Origin of the sequence: Pseudomonas sp. CAM1A, assembly GCF_047501685.1 — a bacterium.
Classification (GTDB): domain Bacteria; phylum Pseudomonadota; class Gammaproteobacteria; order Pseudomonadales; family Pseudomonadaceae; genus Aquipseudomonas.
The window spans coordinates 26,383-48,147 of record NZ_JBFNXP010000011.1 but is presented as its reverse complement, the minus strand read 5'-3'; the positions used below and the strand labels follow the sequence as shown (position 1 = coordinate 48,147).

At 63.7% G+C, this 21,765-nt stretch carries 21 protein-coding genes; 10 read left to right on the top strand and 11 right to left on the bottom strand.

From position 1 onward, the window contains the following. Positions 1–30: 30 nt before the first annotated feature. A complete protein-coding gene (locus ABZO33_RS22090; protein WP_414537780.1) occupies positions 31–819 on the bottom strand; it encodes an AraC family transcriptional regulator in 789 nt (262 codons plus the stop codon). A 193-nt stretch (positions 820–1,012) separates the two neighbouring features. On the opposite strand from ABZO33_RS22090, the gene ABZO33_RS22085 reads away from it, so the two are divergent. Then, on the top strand, positions 1,013–1,906 hold the full coding sequence (locus ABZO33_RS22085) for a DMT family transporter (protein WP_414537779.1): 894 nt from the start codon (positions 1,013–1,015) through the stop codon (positions 1,904–1,906). Here the strand turns inward: ABZO33_RS22085 and ABZO33_RS22080 are convergent. Continuing rightward, positions 1,887–2,777, bottom strand: coding sequence for a lipase family alpha/beta hydrolase (locus ABZO33_RS22080; protein ID WP_414537778.1), 891 nt, complete (start codon positions 2,775–2,777; stop codon positions 1,887–1,889). The two genes, ABZO33_RS22085 and ABZO33_RS22080, sit on opposite strands and share 20 nt — an antisense overlap. Positions 2,778–2,899: 122 nt before the next feature. On the opposite strand from ABZO33_RS22080, the gene osmE reads away from it, so the two are divergent. Next, positions 2,900–3,241, top strand: a complete 342-nt coding sequence (gene osmE / locus ABZO33_RS22075) for an osmotically-inducible lipoprotein OsmE (protein ID WP_414537777.1) — start codon at positions 2,900–2,902, stop codon at positions 3,239–3,241. A gap of 36 nt (positions 3,242–3,277) precedes the next feature. Continuing rightward, complete coding sequence (locus ABZO33_RS22070) at positions 3,278–3,805, top strand: ferritin-like domain-containing protein (RefSeq protein ID WP_414537852.1); 528 nt, start codon at positions 3,278–3,280, stop codon at positions 3,803–3,805. A 78-nt stretch (positions 3,806–3,883) separates the two neighbouring features. Here the strand turns inward: ABZO33_RS22070 and ABZO33_RS22065 are convergent, their stop codons facing one another. Beyond that, positions 3,884–5,950, bottom strand: coding sequence for an AsmA family protein (locus ABZO33_RS22065; protein ID WP_414537776.1), 2,067 nt, complete (start codon positions 5,948–5,950; stop codon positions 3,884–3,886). Positions 5,951–6,285: 335 nt separating this feature from the next. Between ABZO33_RS22065 and ABZO33_RS22060 the strand changes: the two genes are divergently transcribed. The 3 genes from ABZO33_RS22060 (at position 6,286) to ABZO33_RS22050 (ending at position 8,706) form a co-directional block, all read left to right on the top strand. Then, positions 6,286–6,741 carry a phage infection protein gene (locus ABZO33_RS22060; protein ID WP_102683959.1) on the top strand — a complete coding sequence of 152 codons (456 nt, stop codon included), beginning with the start codon at positions 6,286–6,288 and terminating at the stop codon, positions 6,739–6,741. Positions 6,742–6,863: 122 nt separating this feature from the next. Next, positions 6,864–7,496, top strand: coding sequence for a TetR family transcriptional regulator (locus ABZO33_RS22055; RefSeq protein ID WP_414537775.1), 633 nt, complete (start codon positions 6,864–6,866; stop codon positions 7,494–7,496). Between the two features lie 121 nt (positions 7,497–7,617). Beyond that, on the top strand, positions 7,618–8,706 hold the full coding sequence (locus tag ABZO33_RS22050; protein ID WP_414537774.1) for an AGE family epimerase/isomerase: 1,089 nt from the start codon (positions 7,618–7,620) through the stop codon (positions 8,704–8,706). Between the two features lie 68 nt (positions 8,707–8,774). Here ABZO33_RS22050 and ABZO33_RS22045 read toward each other — a convergent pair whose 3' ends face one another. Then, a complete protein-coding gene (locus tag ABZO33_RS22045; RefSeq protein WP_414537773.1) occupies positions 8,775–9,542 on the bottom strand; it encodes an SDR family oxidoreductase in 768 nt (255 codons plus the stop codon). Between ABZO33_RS22045 and ABZO33_RS22040 the strand changes: the two genes are divergently transcribed. Then, complete coding sequence (locus ABZO33_RS22040; RefSeq protein WP_414537772.1) at positions 9,541–9,954, top strand: hypothetical protein; 414 nt, start codon at positions 9,541–9,543, stop codon at positions 9,952–9,954. The genes ABZO33_RS22045 and ABZO33_RS22040 overlap by 2 nt on opposite strands. Before the next feature lie 206 nt (positions 9,955–10,160). Here the strand turns inward: ABZO33_RS22040 and ABZO33_RS22035 are convergent, their stop codons facing one another. The 5 genes from ABZO33_RS22035 to ABZO33_RS22015 form a co-directional block, all read right to left on the bottom strand. Further along, positions 10,161–10,877 (bottom strand): ABC transporter ATP-binding protein, encoded by a 717-nt coding sequence (locus ABZO33_RS22035; RefSeq protein ID WP_028688239.1) that lies wholly within the window; start codon positions 10,875–10,877, stop codon positions 10,161–10,163. Further along, a complete protein-coding gene (locus ABZO33_RS22030; protein ID WP_414537771.1) occupies positions 10,874–11,749 on the bottom strand; it encodes an ATP-binding cassette domain-containing protein in 876 nt (291 codons plus the stop codon). Before ABZO33_RS22030 ends, ABZO33_RS22035 begins: the two co-directional genes overlap by 4 nt. Next, positions 11,746–13,047, bottom strand: coding sequence for a high-affinity branched-chain amino acid ABC transporter permease LivM (gene livM, locus ABZO33_RS22025; RefSeq protein WP_414537770.1), 1,302 nt, complete (start codon positions 13,045–13,047; stop codon positions 11,746–11,748). Before livM ends, ABZO33_RS22030 begins: the two co-directional genes overlap by 4 nt. 3 nt (positions 13,048–13,050) lie before the next feature. Continuing rightward, complete coding sequence (locus ABZO33_RS22020) at positions 13,051–13,965, bottom strand: ABC transporter permease subunit (protein WP_019098910.1); 915 nt, start codon at positions 13,963–13,965, stop codon at positions 13,051–13,053. A gap of 156 nt (positions 13,966–14,121) precedes the next feature. Further along, complete coding sequence (locus tag ABZO33_RS22015; RefSeq protein WP_414537769.1) at positions 14,122–15,258, bottom strand: branched-chain amino acid ABC transporter substrate-binding protein; 1,137 nt, start codon at positions 15,256–15,258, stop codon at positions 14,122–14,124. A gap of 441 nt (positions 15,259–15,699) precedes the next feature. Here ABZO33_RS22015 and pncB point away from each other — a divergent pair, with 441 nt between their 5' ends. Both pncB and nadE read left to right on the top strand, forming a co-directional pair. Beyond that, positions 15,700–16,905: a nicotinate phosphoribosyltransferase gene (gene pncB / locus ABZO33_RS22010; RefSeq protein ID WP_414537768.1), complete on the top strand. Its 1,206-nt coding sequence runs from the start codon at positions 15,700–15,702 to the stop codon at positions 16,903–16,905. Positions 16,906–16,908: 3 nt separating this feature from the next. Further along, positions 16,909–17,736, top strand: coding sequence for an ammonia-dependent NAD(+) synthetase (gene nadE / locus ABZO33_RS22005; protein WP_031314652.1), 828 nt, complete (start codon positions 16,909–16,911; stop codon positions 17,734–17,736). Between the two features lie 108 nt (positions 17,737–17,844). Here the strand turns inward: nadE and azu are convergent, their stop codons facing one another. Continuing rightward, positions 17,845–18,291, bottom strand: a complete 447-nt coding sequence (azu, locus tag ABZO33_RS22000; RefSeq protein WP_414537851.1) for an azurin — start codon at positions 18,289–18,291, stop codon at positions 17,845–17,847. Between the two features lie 346 nt (positions 18,292–18,637). On the opposite strand from azu, the gene ABZO33_RS21995 reads away from it, so the two are divergent. Beyond that, a complete protein-coding gene (locus ABZO33_RS21995; RefSeq protein ID WP_414537767.1) occupies positions 18,638–19,225 on the top strand; it encodes a TIGR00730 family Rossman fold protein in 588 nt (195 codons plus the stop codon). A 115-nt stretch (positions 19,226–19,340) separates the two neighbouring features. On the opposite strand, the gene ABZO33_RS21990 is transcribed toward ABZO33_RS21995, so the two are convergent. Continuing rightward, positions 19,341–21,644, bottom strand: coding sequence for a YgiQ family radical SAM protein (locus tag ABZO33_RS21990; protein ID WP_046854008.1), 2,304 nt, complete (start codon positions 21,642–21,644; stop codon positions 19,341–19,343). Between the last annotated feature and the right edge of the window lie 121 nt (positions 21,645–21,765).

Sequence of the window (21,765 nt, the reverse complement as noted above, 5' to 3'; positions counted from 1 at the left end):
CTCGTCGCTGCTGAGTGTAGACAAGAATTTTTACATCTCTGTCCGCGCCCGCCGTCGGTACTGTTCCGGCGTGCACCGGGCCTGGCGCTGGAACATGGCGATAAAGGCCGAGGCGCTGCTGTAGCCGAGGTCGAAGGCGATAGCCTGAATCGCGGTGCCCGCTTCGAGCGCCTCGATGGCGCGTAGAAAGCGCAGGCGCAGGCGCCATTCGCCGAAGCTCATCCCCAGTTCACGCAGGAACTGCCGCGCCAGGGTGCGCTCGCTGACATGCACCTGCGCGGCCCAGTGGGCCAGCGGGCGGTTGTCGCCGGGCTCGCCATGCAATCCTTCAAGCACCTGGCGCAGGCTGTCGCTGCGGGCGAATGGCAGGTAGCAGGTCTGGGCCTGCGCCAGGTGCAACTGGTCGAGCAGCACCTGCGCCAGGCGCTGGTCACGCTCGTCCTGGGCGATGCGCAAGTCACGGCGGGCGAAGTCGCCGAGGATCGCCTTGAGAATGTCGCTGATCACCAGGCTGCAGGGTTGTGCAGGCAGCCCGGCACACAGGCTGCGGTCAAGGTAGACCGAGCGGTAGACGATGGCCTGGGGGTTGTAGCAGCCATGTTCGGTGTCCGGCGGAACCCACACGGCGTAGTGCGGCGGCGAGATGAAGCGCTGGCCTTCGACGTCCAGGTGCATCAGGCCATGGGACGCGTAGTTGAGCTGGCCCCAGGGGTGACGGTGCGGGGCGCTGTGGGTGTCGGCACCGAATTCGTCGTAGCGAAAGTACACCGGGGCCGGGAGCTGGTCGAAGCGCGGAATGTCGAGGTACTTGCGGGCCATGCTGTCTGCTTCGCGGGGTAGGTTGTCTGGATGGAAGTATAGGCGCACGAACAGACAAGCGATAATGGCCGTCATAGAACGTGGGAGCGGGCTTGCCCCGCGATGGCACCAGCCTGGCCAAGATCATTTCCTGACCTGGCGCAATCGCGGGGCAAGCCCGCTCCCACGGGTCAACCGCAACTCGAGAATCATCATGAACTACCTCTTCCCCCTCATCGCCATCCTCATCTGGGCCGGCAACACCGTGGTCACCAAGATGTCCGCCGGCGCCATCTTCCCGGCCGAGATCGGCTTCTACCGCTGGCTGCTGGCCGGCCTGCTGTTCACGCCCTTCCTGCTGCCCCAGGTCTGGCGCAACCGCGCGGCGATCCGCCCGCACCTGGGCAAGGTGTTCGTGCTGGGCGTGCTGGGCATGGCCATCTACCAGAGCCTGGCGTACTTCGCCGCCAGCATCACCAGCGCCACCAACATGGGCATCATCCTCTCGCTGATGCCGTTGATGTCACTGGCCCTGTCCATCGCCTGGCTGGGCCAGCGCCTGAGCTACGGTGCGCTGTTCGGTGCGATCGTGTCGTTCTTCGGCGTGCTGGAAGTCGTCTCGGCCGGGCAGCCTGGCACGCTGCTGCATCAGGGCCTGAACAGTGGCGACCTGATGATGCTGGTGGCCACCCTCGCCTATGCGCTGTACAGCTTCCTGCTGAAGAAATGGCAGCTACGCCTGCCGCCGCTGCAATTGCTCTACCTGCAGGTGCTGGTGGCGATCCTGGTGCTGCTGCCGCTGTTCGTGCTGTCACCGAAGACCGGGCTGAACGGCCATAACCTCGGCCTGGTGCTGTATGCCGGCCTGCTGGCCTCGATGGTGGCGCCGCGGGTGTGGATGCAGGCCGTGCATCGCCTGGGCCCGAGCCGCACCACGCTGTTCTTCAACCTGCTGCCGGTGGTCACGGCGGTGATCGCGGCGGTGGTGCTGGACGAGCAATTGGCCAGTTATCACCTGGTCGGCGGCTTGCTGACACTGATCGGCGTGCTGCTGGCCGAGCGCTGGACAACCCCAGTACGTCGTACGGTCACAACCCCACGGCCTTGAGCCGCGCGGCATGTTCGGTGAACAGCCGCACCGGCTCGGCGCCCTTGCCCACGGCGCCGAGGGACTGGTTGACGATGTCCAGATGGTCGAGCGGATAGTCGTCGCCGATCACCTGGCCCAAGTGCGAGCTGAAGCGACCGACCATGCCGTCGCAGTGGCCCTTCTCGCGCACGAAGCTACGGGCGAACAGACGGCAGAAGCGATTGCTGCCGTCGAAGCGGTTCAGCCCCTGGTCGGTGCGACCCGGCTGCAAGGTGCCTGACCAGGAGTAGTAACGCACGCCGTTCACCTCGGCCGGCCCCTCGCCACCCCAGACCTCGGGCAGCCCCTGTGGATAAGCCTGGTTGAACAGCGCCACCCCTGCGCTGGTCAGCGACTGGTGCGAGGCATGCACGTCGATCGGCAGCGGATCCCGGCGCCAGCCGGTCTCCAGCCAGCCCAGCAGCACGGCGAACCCATGCAGCACGGCCTTGAGGATGCGCCCCTTGGCGGAGTCGCCCGGCGCCGTGCGTTCAAGGTGGTCGGCCAGCTCCGAGCCATGGTTAGGGCCGGCCACCGAGGTCACCGAGACCACCCGGCCTGGCCGCTTCGCCGCCGCATAGCGGGCACTGAGCGCGCCCTGGCTGTGGCCGATCAGGTTGACCTTCTCGGCCCCCGTTCGCCGGCAGATGTCCTCGATGATGATCAATAGCTGCTCACCGCGCACCTCACTGGAATGCAGCGGCGACACCTGCACCGGATACACCTGCGCGCCGCCCCGGCGCAACGCCGGAACAATGCCGAACCAGTAGGGATACAGCAGCGCGCGCACGAAACCGAGCATGCCCGGCACCAGCACCAGTGGATAACGCGTGGCCAGCTCCTGACTCATCACCCTGCCCTCTTCCGTGGACGACCGGCCCACACTACAGCGCGCCCTGTGTCATTCGCAATCGAACTCCCGGCGCGCCGCGCGGTTCCAAGCAGAACAGACCCTGAGCAAGGAGCGGGACCATGTACAAGCAGACCCTGGCCATCCTTCTGGCAAGCGCCACCCTCGCCGCCTGCGGCAGCCGCCCGGAAAACCCGGTGGACTACGTCACCTACCGCGACGAGCCACTGGTCAAGCAGGTGGAACACGGCATGACCATGCAGAAGGTCATCGCCATCGGCGGCAGCCCGTCGAATGTCATCGACCTGCCCCACGGCGGCACCTGCAACGACTACATCCTCAACCGTGACGGCCAGCAACAGCCCTATTACGTGCGCTTCGACGCCACCGGCCATGTCGACGCCAAGGGCTTCAAGACCTGCAAGCAACGCCAGGAAGACAGCGACGCCGTCCACGGCGCATGACACCCCATGACCACCCTGATCCTTTCGGAGATGAACATGAGCGCTGAACTGACCGATGTGAAAACCCTGCGCGAACGTGCCCGCCAGCATGTCGAGCAAGGCGCGGTGACCGAGGGTTACCACGCCGATCGCGAGAAGATCCTGCGCCTGCTCAACGAGTCGCTGGCCACCGAGCTGGTCTGCGTGCTGCGCTACAAGCGTCACTACTTCATGGCCAGCGGTATCAAGGCCAGCGTCGCTGCCGCGGAATTCCTCGAGCACGCCACCCAGGAAGCCGAGCATGCCGACAAGCTGGCCGAGCGCATCGTGCAGCTGGGCGGCGAGCCGGACTTCAACCCCGACAACCTGACCAAGAACTCCCATGCCCAGTATGTGGCGGGCAGTTCATTGAAGGAGATGGTGCTGGAGGACCTGGTGGCCGAGCGCATCGCCATCGACAGCTACCGCGAGATCATCCAGTACATCGGCGACAAGGACCCGACCACGCGGCGCATCTTCGAGGATATCCTGGCCCAGGAAGAAGAGCACGCGGACGATATGTCGGATCTGTTGAAAGGCCTCTGATCCTAAGGTCTACGTGGGAGCGGGCTTGCCCCGCGATGGCGTCGGTGCCATCGCGGGGCAAGCCCGCTCCCACGAATCTCAATGACCTTTGCCGGCCGCCGCCGGCGCCTTGCCAGCACGCATCTGCTGCAACAACGGCGTGCACTGGTTAGCCTCATCCCCACTGCTCGGCGCGATCAGCGCCAGCAGCCCCGCCGCCGGCCCGGCCACCACCCCCAACGCCACCATCCCCGCGCCACGCAGCGCCAGCGGCACCGCCTGCACGCCGGCACTCGGCTTGGCGAACGGCCCGCGCACATACAATGGCGAACGCAGCGAGAACAGACGCAGCCCTTTCGATTCCGGGGTGATCTTCAGGTCCAACTGCTCGCTGGCGAAGTTGGCCGTGCCGTTGATGTAGATGATCGCGTTCTCGGTGTCGAAGACGAACAAGCGGGTAGTGGCCAGGCCATCCTTGATGCCCACGTCGGCTGCGGCGCAATTGATCTTCACATCTTCATCGCCGAACAGCTTGCCGATCACGTAGTTGCCGACATTGAGCCCGGCGATCTCCATCAGGCTGCGGCTGATCGCGCCATCGTTGATCAGCAGGCGCAGATCCCCGTTGGAGGTCCCCAGCAGTGCCGCCACCGAGTTGCCCCGACCACTGATATCGGCATCGCCATTGAGTTCGCCGAAACTGGTCTGCATCGGCGCAAAGCTGGGGAACAGTTGCTTGAGCTTGAAGCCACGCGCGGTCAACCGGGCACGTCCCTGCAATGGCGTGCTGCGTCCGTCCAGGCGGATGTTGGAGTCGAGATTGCCCCCGGCCACGCCGAAGCGCAGCGGCTCAAGACGCAGCAGGCCGTCCTCGAGGATCACATGGGCGGACAGGTCGTTGAACGGCAGCTTCTCGCTGTGCACGATGCGCTTGCCAGCAAAGGTCACGTCGGCATCCATGGCCCGCCAGCGCTCGGTGCGGAACTCCTCGACCGGCAGCACCTTGCCGGCCGGCTGCTTGCTGGCACCGCCGCGGGCTTTCTGCTCGCTGTTGGAGTCGGCGCCGATCAGCGGCGCCAGGTCCTTGAACAGCAATTGATTGGAAACCAGGTTGCCGGACAGTTTCGGCCGGGGCTGGCTGGCGACGAAGGCCAAGTCGCCGTGGATATCACTGTCGCCGATCTTGCCGTTGAAGCCTTCATAGCGGAAATGCGCGCCCTCGGCGTCATGCAGGTTGGCGCTCAGGTGGCCGTCGGTGGCGTAGGGCGGAGTGTCGGGCAGGGTCACGCCGGTCAGCGGGTAGAGGTTGCCCAAGCTGCTGCCGGAGAGTTTCAGGCGCAGGTCGAGGGCACCCAGGTTGCGGGGGTCGGTCAGGGTACCGGCAAGGGCGACATGGGTATCGCCGATGCGCACGTCGGCCTGCAGCGGGAACGGCTGGCTGGCATCCTGCAGCGCCAGCAGGCCGCCGATCTTGCCGGTGCCGGCCACCGCCTGGCCCTTGTAGCGCCCCTGGGCCTTGAAGCCAAAGGCATAGTCCTGAGCATTGCCGGCCTTCTCGGCGCGCGCCTTGCCGACGATATCGCTGAACGGGATCGGCTTGCCCAGCGGGTCGACCTGCACTTTCATGCTGGTTTTCAGGGTCTGGTCGTCGAAGCTGACATTGCCCTGGTCGAAGCCGATCGCGCCGATGTCCAGCACCCACTTCGACGGCTCCTCGTGCTCATCCTTGGGCCCGAAGTCGAACACCCAGTTGGCCCGGCCATCGGCCAGGCGGGTGAGGCTGGCACTGGGCTTGACCAGGTCGATGCGCGGGATGCTGATGCGCTGGACGATCAGCGGCAACGGCGCCAGGCGGAAGTCCACTCGCTCCAGGCCGACCATGCGCGGCTCCTTGAGCCATTCGGGGTTGCCCAGGGTCAGGTCTTCGGCGGTGAAGTGCGGCCAGGGCACGAAGGCACGCCAGCCGCCCTCCTCGAGTTCGGTGCGCCAGTGCACGGCGAGGTTGCCGTTGATCGCGAAAGGCCGGTGCAGGGCTTCGGAGACTTTCTCGTTGAGCAGCGGCTTGACGCGGTTCCAGTCGAAGGTGGCGATCACCACCACCAGTATTGCCAACAGGGTGGCCAGGGTGGCGAAGGTCCAGACGATGATTCTGGCGGGGCGCGTCATTGCGTGATTCTCCTGACTGCATGGAAGGCGGCGCGACGATGGCACTCATTATGTCGGACTGATGAAAACCCGCCGGGTTTAATCCGCGCAGCATGATAACCAAGATTTTCCTGACGATTTCCTCAGCTTTTGGTCTACGGAGTGCGGCAGTGTTACCGGGGAGCCGACGTGCCTCAACGCTTGGTGCATCGCCGAAAACATTGAGCCAGAGCGCTCCACGCACAGTATCAATGCCGTCGATTGTTACCATTATCCTGATGAACTTTTCTCTGGAGTTACCGGGCGTAGCATTGGCTCCGTACCCACTTTCCAGCCCCCCAGAGGAGCACCGAATCATGAAACGCCATCTGCTGCTGAGCCTGACCCTGTCCGTACTTGCTGCCAACGCCTTCGCCCTGCCAGCCGAAGACCAGCACCTGAGCGCCGAGTCGCGCTCCAGCGCCATCACCGTCAGCCAACCGCTGAACACCCTGGCAGAAGGTGGCGCCGAGCGCCTGCAGGAACGTGCAGGCCGCGTGGCCGAAGGCGGTGCCGAACGCCTGCTCGAACGTAACAACCGTGTTGCCGAAGGTGGTTCTGATCGCTTGATCGAACGCAATGACCGTGTCGCCGAAGGTGGCTCCGATCGCTTGATCGAACGCAACGACCGTGTCGCCGAAGGTGGCTCCGATCGCCTGATCGAACGCAACGACCGCGTCGCCGAAGGTGGCTCGGATCGCCTCAACGAACGCAACAACCGTGTAGCCGAGGGTGGCTCGGATCGCCTGGTCGAACTCAGCCGTGTGAGCTGATCGCCATGGCCGAAAACAACAACCCTCCGTGCGGTAACAGCTCCCCTCCAAGCCCGGTCCATTGACCGGGCTTCGTTTTTCTATCCAGAATGCCCAGCCGTACCGTCATAGAAGCCTGCCCCATGCTGCCGCGCGCCGAACAGAAGCTACAAACCCGCCAGGCCCTGTTGGATGCCGCCTGCCTGCTCATGGAGAGCGGCCGTGGTTTCGGCAGCATCAGCCTGCGCGAGGTGGCCAAGGCCGCCGGCATCGTGCCCACCGGCTTCTACCGCCACTTCCCCGACATGGACGCCCTGGGCCTGGCCCTGGTCGCCGAGGTGGACACCACCTTCCGCCAGACCATCCGCCTGGTGCGCCATAACGAATTCGAACTGGGTGGCATCACCGATGCCTCGGTGCGCATCTTCCTCGATGTGGTCATCGCCCATCGGGCGCAATTCCTGTTCCTCGCCCGCGAGCAATACGGTGGCTCGCAGCCAGTGCGCCAAGCCATCGCCCGCCTGCGCCAGGACATCAGCAGCGACCTGTCCACCGACCTTGCGCGCATGCCGCGCTGGCAGCACCTGGACGGCGCCGCCCTGGCGGTGATGGCCGACCTGGTGGTCAAGACCGTGTTCGCCACCCTGCCCGAACTGATCGACAGCCCCGAGCCGGGTCACCCACAGGCGCTGACGGCGCAGGAAAAAATCACCCAGCAGCTGCGCTTCATCTTCGTCGGTGCGCGGCACTGGCAGGGACTGGGCAATCCCGGCTAGCTGCTAGCTGCAAGTTAAGAGCAACAGAGGACATACCCTCGTTTTTTCTTGCAGCTTGCAGCTTGCAGCTTGCCGCTAGCTGCTACCATGGCGCCCTGCCCGACCGTCCACGAGCGCCACCATGTCCGACCCCCGTCCCGCACTGACCCGTTTCCAACAGCACTTCGTCGAGCGCATCGTGCCGCTGTGGCAAGGCCCGGGCTGGAACGCCGACATGGCCCTGCCATACGAGGCCCTCGATACCCAGCACCGGCCACTGCCGGTGCAACGCTACCGGGCCATGGCCTGCGCCCGCCAGCTGTACCTGTTCAGCAGCCGCATCGAACTACCCGGCGCGGCCGAACGCGCCGCGGCATTGTTCCGTTCGTTGCAAAAGCACTTCCACGACGCCGAGCACGGCGGCTGGTTCTACAGCATCGATGCCCAGGGCAAGCCACTGGACCGGCGCAAGGACCTCTACACCCATGCCTTCATCGTCTTCGCCTGTGCCCATTACCTGGGCAAGGTCGGCGAGGGGCTGGTGGAAGCCACGCTCAATGGCGCCCTCGAGGTGATCCACGAGCAGTTCGCCCGCGACGACGGCCTGTACGAGGCCAGCCTGGGTGAGGATTGGTCGGACCTGGGCAGCGGCCCATTGCAGAACCCGCAGATGCACCTGGCCGAGGCCTTCCTGCAGGTGCTGGCCGTCCGTGAGGACGAGGACGTTCGCGATTCGCTAATGCAGCTGTGCGAAGCGCTGCAGGCGCAGTTCATCGAACCGATCCATGGCTTGATGCTGGAGAAGCCGCGCGGGGCTGTGGATAACTGGTTCGAGCCGGGCCACCAGTTCGAATGGTTCTACCTGCTCGACACTTCCGAGTTGCTGCGCGGTACTGCGCTGCATGCCTCCATCGAGCGGGCCTTCGACTTCGCCGGACAGTGTGGCGTGAAGGATGCTGCGGTGCTGGCGATGCTGGACGTGGACGGCAAGGTGATCGACGCGACCCAGCGTATCTGGGCCCAGGCGGAGTACCTGCGGGCGTTGGCCCTGCGGCCGGGAAGCGAAGCGCGGCTGCTGGAGCAGCTACAGGCGCTAGAGTCGCGATTCCTGCATGACGGTGGCTGGCATGAGTGCCGTGATGGTAATGGCGCGGTCAGCCGCCACGACATGCCATCGACTACGCCGTATCACCTGGCAACCTGCCTGGAAGGCTTGCAGCGCCTGATCTGACGCAATCGCGGGGCAAGCCCGCTCCCACGCCATCGTGGGAGCGGGCTTGCCCCGCAATCATCGGCGAATCAACCTTTCGCCGACCGGTCGATCGAGAACCCCGCCCAGTCCTGGCTCACCGGCATCAGCTCAAGGCTGTTGATATTGATATGTGCCGGCTGGTTGAGAATCCAGAAGATGGTTTCAGCGATATCCTGTGGCTGGATCGGCTCGGCCCCGGCGTAGGTAGCGTCGTACTTGGCCTGGTCGCCACCGAAACGCACCAGCGAGAACTCGCTCTCGCACAATCCCGGCTCGATGTTGCTCACCCGCACGCCCGTGCCGCGCAGGTCGCAGCGCAGGCTCAGCGAGAACTGGCCGACGAAGGCCTTGGTGCCGCCATACACATTCGCGCCCGGGTACGGGTAGTTGCCCGCCACCGACCCGACGTTGAGGATCGACGCGCCGCGGCCATGAGCGATCAGGCGCGGCAGCAGCAAGCGGGTGGTGTACATCAGGCCCTTGATATTGGTGTCGACCATGGTTTCCCAGTCGTCCAGGCTGCAGTTCTGCGCCGCATCCACCCCCAGTGCCAGGCCGGCGTTGTTGACCAGGCCCTGAAGCTTGTCGAAGCTCGGCGGCAGGCTGGCGATGGCGGCCTCCATGGCCTGGCGATCACGCACATCGACCACCAGGGCATGCACCTCGGTCTTGGCCGAGAGTTCGGCGCACAGCGCGTCCAGGCGTTCCTTGCGACGGCCAGTCAGCACCAGCTTCCAGCCGGCATCGGCGAAACGGCGGGCGGTGGCCTCACCGAAGCCGGAAGTTGCGCCAGTGATGAATACGGTGGACGTCATGCTCTTCTCCTTGGGTGTGCTCGGCAGGCCTTGCAGCATGCCCGGCGCAAGCGTTGTCGACAACCGTTTCAGCGGCTGGTCAAAAAACGTACAGACGCTGGAAAGCCCCGTGATTGCGGGCTTTCGTCAGGCTATGCGCATCTTATCCACAAGGCTTTCCCCACAGATTGGGGGCAACTCGTCGGTTCCAGGGAACCTTTGCCTGCTGTGGACATCTGCCCGTGATGGCGCAACGCTTTCAACCTGCCGTCTGTGGCGGTCTGTCCAAGGTTTCTTCACAGACTTATCCACAGAATTCGTAAAGCTGTGGATGAACCGCGCTACTGCTAAAAACCCTCAGGAAATCATGCACAAGCAAGACCTGATCAAAAAACGAACAAATCCTTGGAGGCGTTGGTACACAAGGGCTTGAGCAAGGTGCCACCATGTTTTCCACAGGCGGTTCCACATAATCCGTGGAAAGTTTTCCACCTGTGGAAACAAGGGTTTGCAGTGCGGTTGTAGAGTGCTTCAAGAAAGATATGCGACAAGTTGTCCACATCTGCCGCCTGGCATAAAACGCATCGCGGGGCAAGCCCGCTCCCACAGACCTTGCCCCGCGATCTTTGCTGAGTTAGATCAGTGCCCGCCTAGATAAGCGTTGCGCACCTCCTCGTTGACCAACAGCTCCTGCCCCGTCCCGGTCATGCGGATCTGCCCATTGACCATCACATAGGCCCGGTCCGACAGCTTCAACGCATGGTTGGCATTCTGCTCGACCAGGAAGATGGTCATGCCGGTCTGCGCCAGCTCGCGCAGGGTCGAGAAGATCTGCTTGACCACGATCGGCGCCAGGCCCAGCGACGGCTCATCGAGCAGCAACAGCTTGGGCCGGCTCATCAGCGCCCGGGCGATGGCGAGCATCTGCTGTTCACCGCCAGACATGGTCATGGCGCGCTGGTTGCGCCGCTCCTTGAGACGCGGGAACAGCTCGAACATGCGCTGCATGTCCTCCCCGGCATGCTTGTCGCCAATCGGAATGGTACCCATCATCAGGTTCTCCTCGACGGTCATGTCGGGGAATACCCGGCGCCCTTCCGGGGACTGGGCGATGCCGTTGGAGGCAATGTAGTGCGACGACTTGCGGGTGATGTCGGTGCCGCGATAGACGATCTGCCCGGAGGCCGCCCGTGGCTGGCCGAAGATCGACATCAGCAGCGTCGACTTGCCCGCGCCGTTGGCGCCGATCAGGCTCACCGTTTCGCCTTCGTTGATGTGCATCGAGACTTTCTTCAGGGCCTGGATCGGCCCGTAGAACACATCCAGGTCCTTCAACTCGAGAATGGGCGCACTCATATCAGCTCCTCTTCGTCTGCACCCAGGTAGGCGGCGATCACCGTCGGGTTGTGGCGGATGTCCTGCGGCGTGCCCTCGGCGATCACGTTGCCGTGGTCGAGCACGACGATGTGGTCGGAGATGCTCATGACCATGCCCATGTCGTGTTCGATCAGCACCACGGTGATGTCATGCTCGTCGCGCAGCACGCGGATCATGCGGCTCAACGCTTCGGTTTCCTGAGGGTTGAGGCCCGCGGCCGGCTCGTCCAGGCAGATGATCTTCGGCCGCGTGCACATGGCCCGGGCGATCTCCAGGCGGCGCTGCTGGCCGTACGACAGTTCACCGGCCAGGCGGTTGGCGCAGTCGACCAGGTCGACCACCTCCAGCCAGTAAAACGCATGGTCCAGCGCGTCGCTCTCGGCCTTGCGGTAGCCCGGGGTGTTGAGCACGCCGGCCAGCAGGTTGCGGTTGACCCACATGTGCTGGGCTACCAGCAGGTTCTCCACCACCGACATTTCCTTGAACAGCCGGATGTTCTGGAAAGTCCGTGCAAGACCTGCGCGGTTGACCAGGTGGGTACCGCCGAACATCTTGTAGTACAGGCGGTTGGCGAAGCGCGCCGGCGAGACGAAGTCCGCCGCCTGGAAGCGCTCGCCGAGCAGCTGGATGACGTTGGTGTGGCTGCCGCGCACGTTCAGCTCGATGCGCCCGCCGCTGGCCTTGTAGAAGCCGGTCAGGCAGTTGAACACGGTGGTCTTGCCGGCGCCGTTGGGACCGATCAGGGCGAAGATCTGGTTGCGCTTGACCTGCAGGCTGACATCGCTGAGCGCCTTGATCCCACCGAACTGCATCATCAGGTTGTCGACCGACAGAATGATTTCGTCGCTCATGGCGCCACTCCTTTACGCGGAACTACACCGGTACGGCTGATGCGGATCAGCCCACGCGGTCGCCAGATCATCATCAGCACCATCAGCACGCCAAACAGCAGTACCCGGTATTCCGAGAAGCTGCGCAGCAGCTCCGGGGCCACGGTCAGCACGAAGGCGGCGATCACCACGCCCACGGTCGAACCCATGCCGCCGAGCACGACGATGGCGAGGATCAGCGCCGACTCGAAGAAGGTGAACGACGACGGGTTGACGAAACCCTGGTAGGTGGCGAAGAACACCCCGGCCAAACCGGCGGTGGAAGCACCGAGGGTGAACGCCGAGAGCTTGACCAGCACATGGTTCAGGCCCATCGAACGGCAGGCGATCTCGTCTTCGCGCAGGGCTTCCCAGGCGCGACCCACCGGCATGCGGGTCAGCCGGTGCTTGATGTACAGCACCGCCAGCACCACCAGGAACAGCACCGCGTAGATGAACACGAACTTGAGGTTGGCGTTGTATTCGAAGCCGAAGAACTCGTGGATCGGCACCCCGCCGTCCTTGGCCCGGCGGCCGAACTCCAGGCCCAGGAAGGTCGGCGAAGGCGCCGGCATGCCGTTGGGGCCACCGGTGAACGACAGCCAGTTGTTCAGCACCAGGCGGATGATCTCACCGAAGCCGAGGGTGACGATGGCCAGGTAGTCGCCGTGCATGCGCAATACCGGGAAGCCGAGTATGCACCCGGCCAGGGCGGCGGCGATGGCCGCCAGCGGCAGCACGCTCCAGAAGCCCAGGCCCAGGTACTGGTAACCCAGCGCCAGGCCGTAGGCGCCGATGGCGTAGAACGCCACATACCCCAGGTCGAGCAGGCCGGCCAGGCCGACCACGATGTTCAGGCCCAGGCCCAGCAGCACGTAGATCAGGCCGAGGATGACCACGGTCAGCAGGTACTTGTTGGCGAAGATCGGGAACACGATGGCGATGACGATCAGCGCCGGGATGATGTAGCGCAGGCGCGACTTGTAGTTCGGCGCCAGCACATGCACGCCGGAACCGCCGCTGTCGAAGCCCTGGAGCATGCGCTGGCCGGTCGAGGTCTGCAGGAACAGGCTGAGGATGAAACGCCCGATCATCACGCCGCCGACCAGCCAGGCCACGCGGGCGGGTTCGGCGTTGAAGGTGTAGCCATCGAGCACCACGCCGACGACGGGGCCGAAGACGATAAGGGCCAGCAGGCCGGCGACGATGGTCTCCAGCAGGCTGCGTTTAAGGTCGAAACCCTTGGTTTGCGAAGCAGAGGCAGTATTGGCAGCAGACATGTTTCACACCTTAGCCACGAGCGGGCGACCCAGCAGGCCTTGGGGGCGGAAGATGAGGATCATCACCAGCAGCGAGAAGCTGAATACGTCCTTGTAGTCGGAGTTGATCAGGCCGGAGAACAACGATTCGGAAATCCCCAGGATGATCCCGCCGAGCATGGCCCCCGGCAGCGAGCCGATGCCGCCGAGCACCGCGGCGGTGAACGCCTTGATGCCGATGATGAAGCCGGCGTAGAAGTCGAAGGTGCCGTAGTTCATGGTGATCAGCACGCCGGCCAGCGCGGCCATCACCGCACCGATGACGAACACGTAGGAAATCACCCGGTCGGTGTTGATGCCCAGGATCGAGGCCATCTTGCGGTCTTGCTGCGTGGCCCGGCACATGCGCCCGAGCTTGGTGTACTTGATCACGTAGGTCAGCAGGCCCATGCCGACGAAGGCGGCCACGAGGATGAAGATCTTGGTGTAGGTCAGTTGTACGAAGCCGGTGCCCACTTCGACGCGCATGGCGCCTTCGAGCAGGGTCGGCACGCCTTGCTGGCGAGCGCCCTGGCTGATCTGCGCGTAGTTCTGCAGGATCAGCGAAATGCCGATGGCGCTGATCAAGGGCGCCAGGCGGGTGGAGTTGCGCAGGGGTTTGTAGGCGATGCGTTCGATGGTGAAGCCATAGACGCCGGTGACGACGATGGTGAACAACAGGGTGCCCAGCATCAGCAGCGGAAACGACTCGATGCCGAAATAGGCCAGCAATGCCAGGCTGATCGCCGCGAGGTACGCGGAGATCATGTACACCTCGCCGTGCGCGAAGTTGATCATGCCGATGATGCCATAGACCATTGTGTAGCCGATGGCGATCAGGCCATAGACCGACCCGAGGGTCAGGCCGTTGACCAGTTGCTGCAGGAAAATACCATCCATAACGCAATCTCACCTGATTGAGATTGCACGAGCGCCGACCACGCAGGGCCCGGATGCAGCGGCCCTCGCAGCGCAGAACTGTGCACATCTACGGACAAAGACAGGTACCGCGGGGGCAAGGCCCGGTGCAAAACGCACGCGGGCCGTTGGCCGTTTTTATTTTTGTTTTTCCAGCTGGTGGTACTTGCCGTTGGCATCCCACTGATAGACCACGTAGTCGGAGACGGTCAGGTCGCCCTTCTGGTCCCACTTCTTCTCGCCCATGACGGTCTTGACCGGGTTGGCCTTGAGCCACTTGGCGGCGTCCTCGCCCTTGTTCGACTTGGCGCCGTTGAAGGCGGCGGCCAGCGCCTGGACCGAAGCGTAGGCGTACAGGGTGTAGCCTTCAGGCTCGGTGCCGTTCTTGCGGAACTCCTCGACCACCGCCTTGCTGTCGGGCAGCAGGCGCGGGTCGGCGCCGAAGGTCATGTACACGCCATTGGTGTACTGGGCGCCGCCGGCGGTGGCCACCAGTTCGTCGGTGACGATGCCGTCGTCGGACATGAACGCCACATCCTTCAGGCCCTGCTCGCGCAGCTGGCGTACCAGCGGGCCGGCCTCCGGGTGCAGGCCGCCGAAGTAGACGACATCGGCACCGGCGGCGCGGATCTTGGTGACCACGGCACTGAAGTCCTTCTCGCCACGGGTCAGGCCTTCGTACAGCACGGGCGTGACACCGCGTTTGGTCAGCTGCGCCTTGGTCGCGTCGGCCAGACCCTGGCCATAGGTGTCCTTGTCGTGCAGCACCACGACCTTCTTGCCCTTGAGCACATCGACGATGTAGTTGCCGGCGACGATGCCCTGCTGGTCGTCACGGCCGCACATGCGGAACATCGCGGACAGGCCGCGCTCGGTCACCTGCGGGTTGGTGGAGCCGGGAGTGATGGCGATCACGCCGGCCTCGTCGTAGACCTCGGACGCGGGGATGGTATTGGAGGAGCAGAAGTGACCGACCACGCCCGCCACCTTGTCCTGATCGACCAGGCGGTTGGCCACCGACACGGCCTGTTTCGGCTCGCAAGCGTCATCGCCCTTGACCAGGACGATCTTCTCGCCGTTGACGCCACCGGCTTTGTTGATCACATCGGCCGCTGCCTGCGCACCTTTCATGTACTGCTCGCCAAACGCTGCGTTGGCCCCGGTCATGGGACCCGCGACGCCGATCTTGATGTCGGCCTGAACATACGAAGAAACACCTAGTGCGGTGGCCACGGCCAGTGCCAGGAAACCTTTCTTGTAAAACGTCTGCGACATGAGGTGGTGCTCCTAGAGTATTTTTTTTGGTTGGCACTACAACTTCTCAGCCCTGTGCTCCGAGCAAGGGCCGTGCCATTGGTTTTGTCTTCCGGGAAAACACACGAGAGGGGGAGAACAGAGGCGACCGACGGCCTTTTCTTTATTGAGCGTGCAACCGTCTAGTGCGCAGCGAGCGCTACCGACACGCCTAGACAAGGAGCAACCTGCGAGCGCCATCATTGCAACCCTTGCAAGTGTTAACGTGCAACCGACCTGTAACAGCGGACGTCACCGAACTGCACACCACTGGTGCGCGACTGCTACAGGGAGCACTGTTTGAAGGCTAGCTGGCGCACGGGAAATTACCTGCAAAGGCCAAGATCGCGGGCGGCGTGCGAGCGGGCTTGCCCCGCGATCTGGCACAATGGCCGCCATTGCCCGCCTTGGAGCTTCCCCCTGATGAGCGAGAGCGCATTCGCCGAGCGCATCGTGCACAACCTGCTCGACACCGACTTCTACAAGCTCACGATGATGCAGGGCGTCCTGCACAACTACCCGGACGCCGATGTCGAATGGGAGTTCCGCTGCCGCAACGGCGAGGACCTGCGCCCCTACCTGGGCGAGATCCGCAACCAGCTCGAGCTGCTCAGCGAGCTGACCCTGGATGACGGCCAACTGGCCTTCCTCGAACGCATCAGTTTCCTCAAGCCAGACTTCCTGCGCTTCCTGCGCCTGTTCCGCTTCAACCTGCGCTATGTGCGTATCGGCATCGAGAACGACCAGCTGTGCCTGCGCCTGAAAGGCCCCTGGCTGCACGTGATCCTGTTCGAAGTGCCGCTGCTGGCCATCATCAGCGAAGTGCGCAACCGCCACCTGCACCCGCGCATGCGCCTGGCCGAAGCCCGCGACCAGCTGCACCGCAAGTTCGACTGGCTGCGCGCCCACGCCAGCGACGACGAGCTGGCCGAACTGCAGGTGGCCGACTTCGGTACCCGCCGACGCTTCTCCAGCCGAGTACAGGCCGAGGTGGTGCAGGTGTTGCGCGACGACTTCCCGGGGCGCTTCGTCGGCACCAGCAACGTCGACCTGGCATGGAAACTGGATATCAAGCCCCTGGGCACCATGGCCCACGAATGGATCATGGCCCACCAGCAGCTCGGTCCACGGCTGATCGACAGCCAGATCGCCGCCCTGGACTGCTGGGTGCGCGAGTACCGGGGGCTGCTTGGCATCGCCCTGACCGACTGCATCACCATGGATGCCTTCCTGAAGGATTTCGACCTGTACTTCGCCAAGCTGTTCGATGGCCTGCGCCACGACTCGGGCGAGCCGGTGGCCTGGGCGGAAAAGGCCATCGCCCATTATCAGAAGCTCGGTATCGACCCGATGACCAAGACCCTGGTGTTCTCCGATGGCCTGAACCTGACCCGCTCGCTGGAGATCTTCCGGGCCCTGCGTGGGCGCATCAACGTGAGCTTTGGCATCGGCACCAACCTGACCTGCGACATCCCCGGCGTGGCGCCGATGAACATCGTGCTTAAAATGACCGACTGCAACGGCTCGCCGGTGGCGAAGATCTCCGACGAAGCCGCCAAGACGCAATGCCGTGACGAAAACTTCGTCGCCTATATGCGCCATGTATTCAAAGTCCCCAGCAAGGAGTAACCCATGCAAGCCGTTCAGCAAGAGATTGCCCAGGCGCTCAAGGTGCAGCCGCCGTTCGCCGATGCCGCCGCCCTCGAGCAGGAAGTGGCCCGGCGCGTGGCGTTCATCAAGGACTGCCTGGCCAATGCCCGGCTCAAGACCCTGGTGCTGGGCATCAGCGGCGGTGTCGACTCGCTGACCGCCGCCCTGCTCGCCCAGCGCGCCATCAACGAACTGCGCGCCGAAACCGGCGACAAGGCCTATACCTTCATCGCCGTACGCCTGCCGTACCACGTGCAGCACGACGAGCACGACGCCCAGGCCTGCCTGGAGGTGATCAAGGCCGACGAGGTGCACACCATCGACATCGCCCCGGCCGTAAAGGCCCTGGCGGCGGAAGTCGAGGAATTGAAAAACGGCTCGCCGACCCTGGTCGACTTCGTCGTCGGCAACGTCAAGGCACGCACGCGCATGGTCGCCCAGTACACGGTCGCTGGCGCCCGCGCGGGCCTGGTGATCGGCACCGACCACGCCGCCGAGGCGGTGATGGGTTTCTTCACCAAGTTCGGTGACGGCGCTTGCGACCTGGCACCGCTGAGCGGGCTGGTGAAAAACCAGGTACGGGCCATTGCGCGCAGCTTTGGCGCGCCGGAATCGCTGGTGGAGAAAGTACCGACCGCAGACCTGGAAGACCTCGAACCGGGCAAGCCGGACGAAGCGTCCCACGGCGTGACCTACCAGCAGATCGACGCCTTCCTGCACGGTGAGCCGGTAAGCCAGGAGGCGTTCGACATCATCGTCGCCACCTACCGCAAGACCCAGCACAAGCGCGAGTTGCCGTTCGCGCCTTGATCAGGCCTAGAAACAACTGTGGGAGCGGCCTTGCCCTACGATGACGTGGTGGATTCACCATCGCCATCGCGGGCAAGCCCGCTCCCACGCTGCTACTTCAGGCTTGGCTTACTTGACGACAACCTTGCCCTTCATCATCGAGATGTGGCCCGGGAAGGTGCAGAAGAAGCTGTAGTCGCCGCCGGCTTCCAGCTTGGAAGTGTCGAGCTTGATGGTGTCTTTTTCGCCGGCACCGATCATCTTGGTGTGGCCGATGATATTGGCGTTGTCAGCCTTGATGTAATCCTTGTCCAGGCCTTGCGCCATGCCTTCGGTGGCGATGGCCTGCATGTCGGCGGTCTTGCTGATGACCAGGTTGTGGCCCATGACGTTCTTCGGCAGGCTGCCACCGTGGGTCAGTTCGATCTCGACGGTCTTGCAGCTCTTGTCGACGGTGAATTCCTTGGTGTTGAACGACATCTGGTCGGTCGAGTCGACGGTGACCTTGCAGTCGGCTGCAAAGACAGAGGCGCTGGCGAGGGTCAGCAGGGATACCGCTACAGCTTTCGCAAACATCATGAATCTCCTTGGCAGGGTTTTATCAATTGCGAGACTGCCTGAAAACAGGACGCCCGTACCTGATGTGGGTCAAGGGGTGTCAAGTCGTCAGGCAGTAGATTTGTTCAATGGATTGTATACAACCAATCAAAGAGCACATCATGCCCTCTTGATAGACGATGGGACAACCTCTCATTTAGGAGTTGAATGAAATGTCCCTTTCCAGTTTCATGAACAGCCTGCTCGCCGCCTATGCCCACGGCGCCAGTGGCGCCCTCTGCGAGTTCTCCCGCCCCGAATGATCCCCCTTGGAAGCGACAGGCATGCGCCTTACCCTGTGCACGCATGTAAAGGGAGATAAGCAATGCCTGTACGTTCCGTTTGTGTCTTCTGTGGCGCCAGCATTGGTGCCAACCCCGCCTATCGCGAAGCCGCCGTGGCCTTGGGCCAGGCCATCGCTCGCCGTGGCCTGACCCTGGTCTACGGCGGTGGCGCGGTCGGCCTGATGGGCACCGTCGCCGATGCCACGCTGGCCGCCGGTGGCGAAGTCATCGGTATCATTCCGCAAAGCCTGATGAACGCCGAGATCGGCCACAAGGGCCTGACCCGCCTGGAGGTGGTCGACGGCATGCATGCACGCAAGGCGCGCATGGCCGAGCTCAGCGACGCCTTCATCGCCCTGCCGGGTGGCCTGGGCACGCTGGAGGAGCTGTTCGAGGTGTGGACCTGGGGGCAACTGGGGTATCACGCCAAGCCGCTGGGGCTGCTGGATGTGAATGGGTTCTATGCCAAGCTCGGCGGGTTCCTCGACCATACCGTCGAGGAAGGCTTCGTACGGCCGCAACATCGGGCGATGCTGTTGCTCGGGGAGCAGCCGGATGAGCTGCTGGACGGGATGGACAGCTTCGTTGCGCCAGTGGTGCCGAAGTGGGTCGACAAGCAGCCTGATTGATCCCGGCAAACATCGGCCTTGTGGGAGCGGGCTTGTCCCGCGATTGCGATGGTGAGTCCAACATTGCAATCGCGGGGCAAGCCCGCTCCCACCAAGGACTATCCTGCCACTGGCGTTAGCGCGGAATCACCGGCTGGCGCGGCTTCTTGCCCTTGCCTCCACCACCCTTGGCCGCTTCCTTGCGCTCCTTGGCCGCCTGCTGATTGCGGGCGAATGCCTCGGCCTTGGCCTTCTCGCGTTTGTCCCACGGCTTGCTGCCATCGCTGGCGCGCGGCGGCAGGCCGGTGTGCTGGGTGAGGATCTTCTGGTCCTTGCCCACCTTGTGGCTGCCGGCCGGGGTCGAGTTCTTGCGCCGCGCACTCTGATAAGTATCGGTCGCCGGCTGGTGCAGCGGGATCAGCTGGTGCTTGCCCGGCCCGATCAGGTCGGCGCGGCCCATGCGCTGCAGCGCTTCGCGCAGCATCGGCCAGCCCTTCGGATCGTGATAACGCAGGAACGCCTTGTGCAAGCGGCGCTGCTCCTCGCTCTTGACGATCTCCACCCCTTCGCTCTTGTAGGTGACCTTGCGCAGCGGGTTCTTGCCCGAATGGTACATGGCCGTGGCCGAAGCCATCGGCGAGGGGTAGAACGCCTGCACCTGGTCGGCGCGGAAGCCGTTGCCCTTGAGCCACAGGGCCAGGTTCATCATGTCTTCGTCGGTGGTGCCCGGGTGGGCAGCGATGAAGTAAGGAATCAGGTACTGCTCCTTGCCCGCCTCTTTCGAGAACTTCTCGAACATGCGCTTGAAGCGGTCGTAGGTGCCGATGCCCGGCTTCATCATCTTGTCCAGCGGACCACGCTCGGTGTGCTCCGGGGCGATCTTCAGGTAACCGCCGACGTGGTGGGTGACCAGCTCACGCACGTATTCCGGCGACTCCACCGCCAGGTCGTAGCGCAGGCCCGAGGCGATCAGGATCTTCTTCACCCCCGGCAGGGCACGGGCCTTGCGGTACAGCTCGATCAGCGAGCTGTGGTCGGTGTTGAGGTTCTCGCAGATGCCCGGGAACACGCACGACGGCTTGCGGCAGTGCTTCTCGATGTCATGGCTCTTGCAGGCGATGCGGTACATGTTGGCGGTTGGCCCGCCGAGGTCGGAGACCACGCCGGTGAAGCCCGGCACCTTGTCGCGCATCTCCTCGATCTCGTGCAGGATCGACTCGTGGGAGCGGTTCTGGATGATCCGGCCTTCGTGCTCGGTGATCGAGCAGAAGGTGCAGCCACCGAAGCAGCCACGCATGATATTCACCGAGAAGCGGATCATCTCGTAGGCCGGGATGCGCTCCTTGCCATACGCCGGGTGCGGGATGCGCGCATAGGGCATGCCGAACACGTAGTCCATCTCTTCGGTGGTCATGGGAATGGGTGGCGGGTTGAACCACACATCCACCTCGCCATGTTTCTGCACCAGGGCGCGGGCGTTGCCCGGGTTGGTCTCCAGGTGCAGCACGCGGTTGGCGTGGGCGTAGAGCACCGGGTCGTTGCGCACCTTCTCGAACGATGGCAGGCGGATCACCGACTTCTCGCGGGTGACGCTGGGGCTGTCGAGGATCTGCACGACCTTGGCTTCGTTCGGGTCTTCCTGGTCGCCCTTGGCCTGCTCGATGGCACAGGCCTGGGTGTCCTGGGTATTCACGTACGGGTTGATGATCTTGTCGACCCGGCCCGGACGGTCGATACGCGTGGAGTCGATCTCGAACCAGCCCTGCGGGGTGTCGCGACGAATGAAGGCAGTGCCGCGCACGTCGGTGATGTGTTCGATGCTTTCACCCTGGGACAGGCGCTGGGCAACCTCGACGATCGCGCGTTCGGCGTTGCCGTACAGCAGGATGTCGGCGCTGGCGTCGACCAGGATCGAGTGGCGGACCTTGTCCTGCCAGTAATCGTAATGAGCAATACGGCGCAGCGAGGCCTCGATGCCACCGAGCACGATCGGCACGTGCTTGTAGGCTTCCTTGCAGCGCTGGCTGTACACCAGGCTGGCGCGGTCAGGGCGCTTGCCGGCCATGCCGCCAGGCGTGTAGGCGTCGTCGGAACGGATTTTCTTGTCCGCGGTGTAGCGGTTGATCATCGAGTCCATGTTGCCCGCCGCGACCCCGAAGAACAGGTTCGGCTCGCCGAGCTTCATGAAGTCGTCCTTCGACTGCCAGTTCGGCTGGGCGATGATGCCCACGCGGAAGCCCTGGGCCTCGAGCAGGCGGCCAATGATGGCCATGCCGAACGACGCGTGGTCGACGTAGGCGTCACCGGTCACGATGATGATGTCGCAGGAATCCCAGCCGAGCTGATCCATCTCCTCCCTGCTCATCGGCAGGAACGGCGCTGGCCCGAAGCATTCGGCCCAGTACTTGGGATAGTCGTAGAGTGGTTTGGCTGCTTGCATGTCAGTGACCGGTTCTAATGTGCAGGAAAATCGCGGGCGCGGAATATAGCACAAATTTTGACCAAATCCGACGGTGGTGGTCGGATTCAAGCGTGCGAACAAATATCACTGTGGGAGCGAG

Coding starts and splice junctions, on each gene's coding strand:
- ABZO33_RS22090 (WP_414537780.1), bottom strand. CDS start 819: ATGGCCCGCAAGTACCTCGACATTCCGCGCTTCGACCAGCTCCCGGCC.
- ABZO33_RS22085 (WP_414537779.1), top strand. CDS start 1,013: ATGAACTACCTCTTCCCCCTCATCGCCATCCTCATCTGGGCCGGCAAC.
- ABZO33_RS22080 (WP_414537778.1), bottom strand. CDS start 2,777: ATGAGTCAGGAGCTGGCCACGCGTTATCCACTGGTGCTGGTGCCGGGC.
- osmE (WP_414537777.1), top strand. CDS start 2,900: ATGTACAAGCAGACCCTGGCCATCCTTCTGGCAAGCGCCACCCTCGCC.
- ABZO33_RS22070 (WP_414537852.1), top strand. CDS start 3,278: ATGAGCGCTGAACTGACCGATGTGAAAACCCTGCGCGAACGTGCCCGC.
- ABZO33_RS22065 (WP_414537776.1), bottom strand. CDS start 5,950: ATGACGCGCCCCGCCAGAATCATCGTCTGGACCTTCGCCACCCTGGCC.
- ABZO33_RS22060 (WP_102683959.1), top strand. CDS start 6,286: ATGAAACGCCATCTGCTGCTGAGCCTGACCCTGTCCGTACTTGCTGCC.
- ABZO33_RS22055 (WP_414537775.1), top strand. CDS start 6,864: ATGCTGCCGCGCGCCGAACAGAAGCTACAAACCCGCCAGGCCCTGTTG.
- ABZO33_RS22050 (WP_414537774.1), top strand. CDS start 7,618: ATGTCCGACCCCCGTCCCGCACTGACCCGTTTCCAACAGCACTTCGTC.
- ABZO33_RS22040 (WP_414537772.1), top strand. CDS start 9,541: ATGCTCTTCTCCTTGGGTGTGCTCGGCAGGCCTTGCAGCATGCCCGGC.
- ABZO33_RS22045 (WP_414537773.1), bottom strand. CDS start 9,542: ATGACGTCCACCGTATTCATCACTGGCGCAACTTCCGGCTTCGGTGAG.
- ABZO33_RS22035 (WP_028688239.1), bottom strand. CDS start 10,877: ATGAGTGCGCCCATTCTCGAGTTGAAGGACCTGGATGTGTTCTACGGG.
- ABZO33_RS22030 (WP_414537771.1), bottom strand. CDS start 11,749: ATGAGCGACGAAATCATTCTGTCGGTCGACAACCTGATGATGCAGTTC.
- livM (WP_414537770.1), bottom strand. CDS start 13,047: ATGTCTGCTGCCAATACTGCCTCTGCTTCGCAAACCAAGGGTTTCGAC.
- ABZO33_RS22020 (WP_019098910.1), bottom strand. CDS start 13,965: ATGGATGGTATTTTCCTGCAGCAACTGGTCAACGGCCTGACCCTCGGG.
- ABZO33_RS22015 (WP_414537769.1), bottom strand. CDS start 15,258: ATGTCGCAGACGTTTTACAAGAAAGGTTTCCTGGCACTGGCCGTGGCC.
- pncB (WP_414537768.1), top strand. CDS start 15,700: ATGAGCGAGAGCGCATTCGCCGAGCGCATCGTGCACAACCTGCTCGAC.
- nadE (WP_031314652.1), top strand. CDS start 16,909: ATGCAAGCCGTTCAGCAAGAGATTGCCCAGGCGCTCAAGGTGCAGCCG.
- azu (WP_414537851.1), bottom strand. CDS start 18,291: ATGTTTGCGAAAGCTGTAGCGGTATCCCTGCTGACCCTCGCCAGCGCC.
- ABZO33_RS21995 (WP_414537767.1), top strand. CDS start 18,638: ATGCCTGTACGTTCCGTTTGTGTCTTCTGTGGCGCCAGCATTGGTGCC.
- ABZO33_RS21990 (WP_046854008.1), bottom strand. CDS start 21,644: ATGCAAGCAGCCAAACCACTCTACGACTATCCCAAGTACTGGGCCGAA.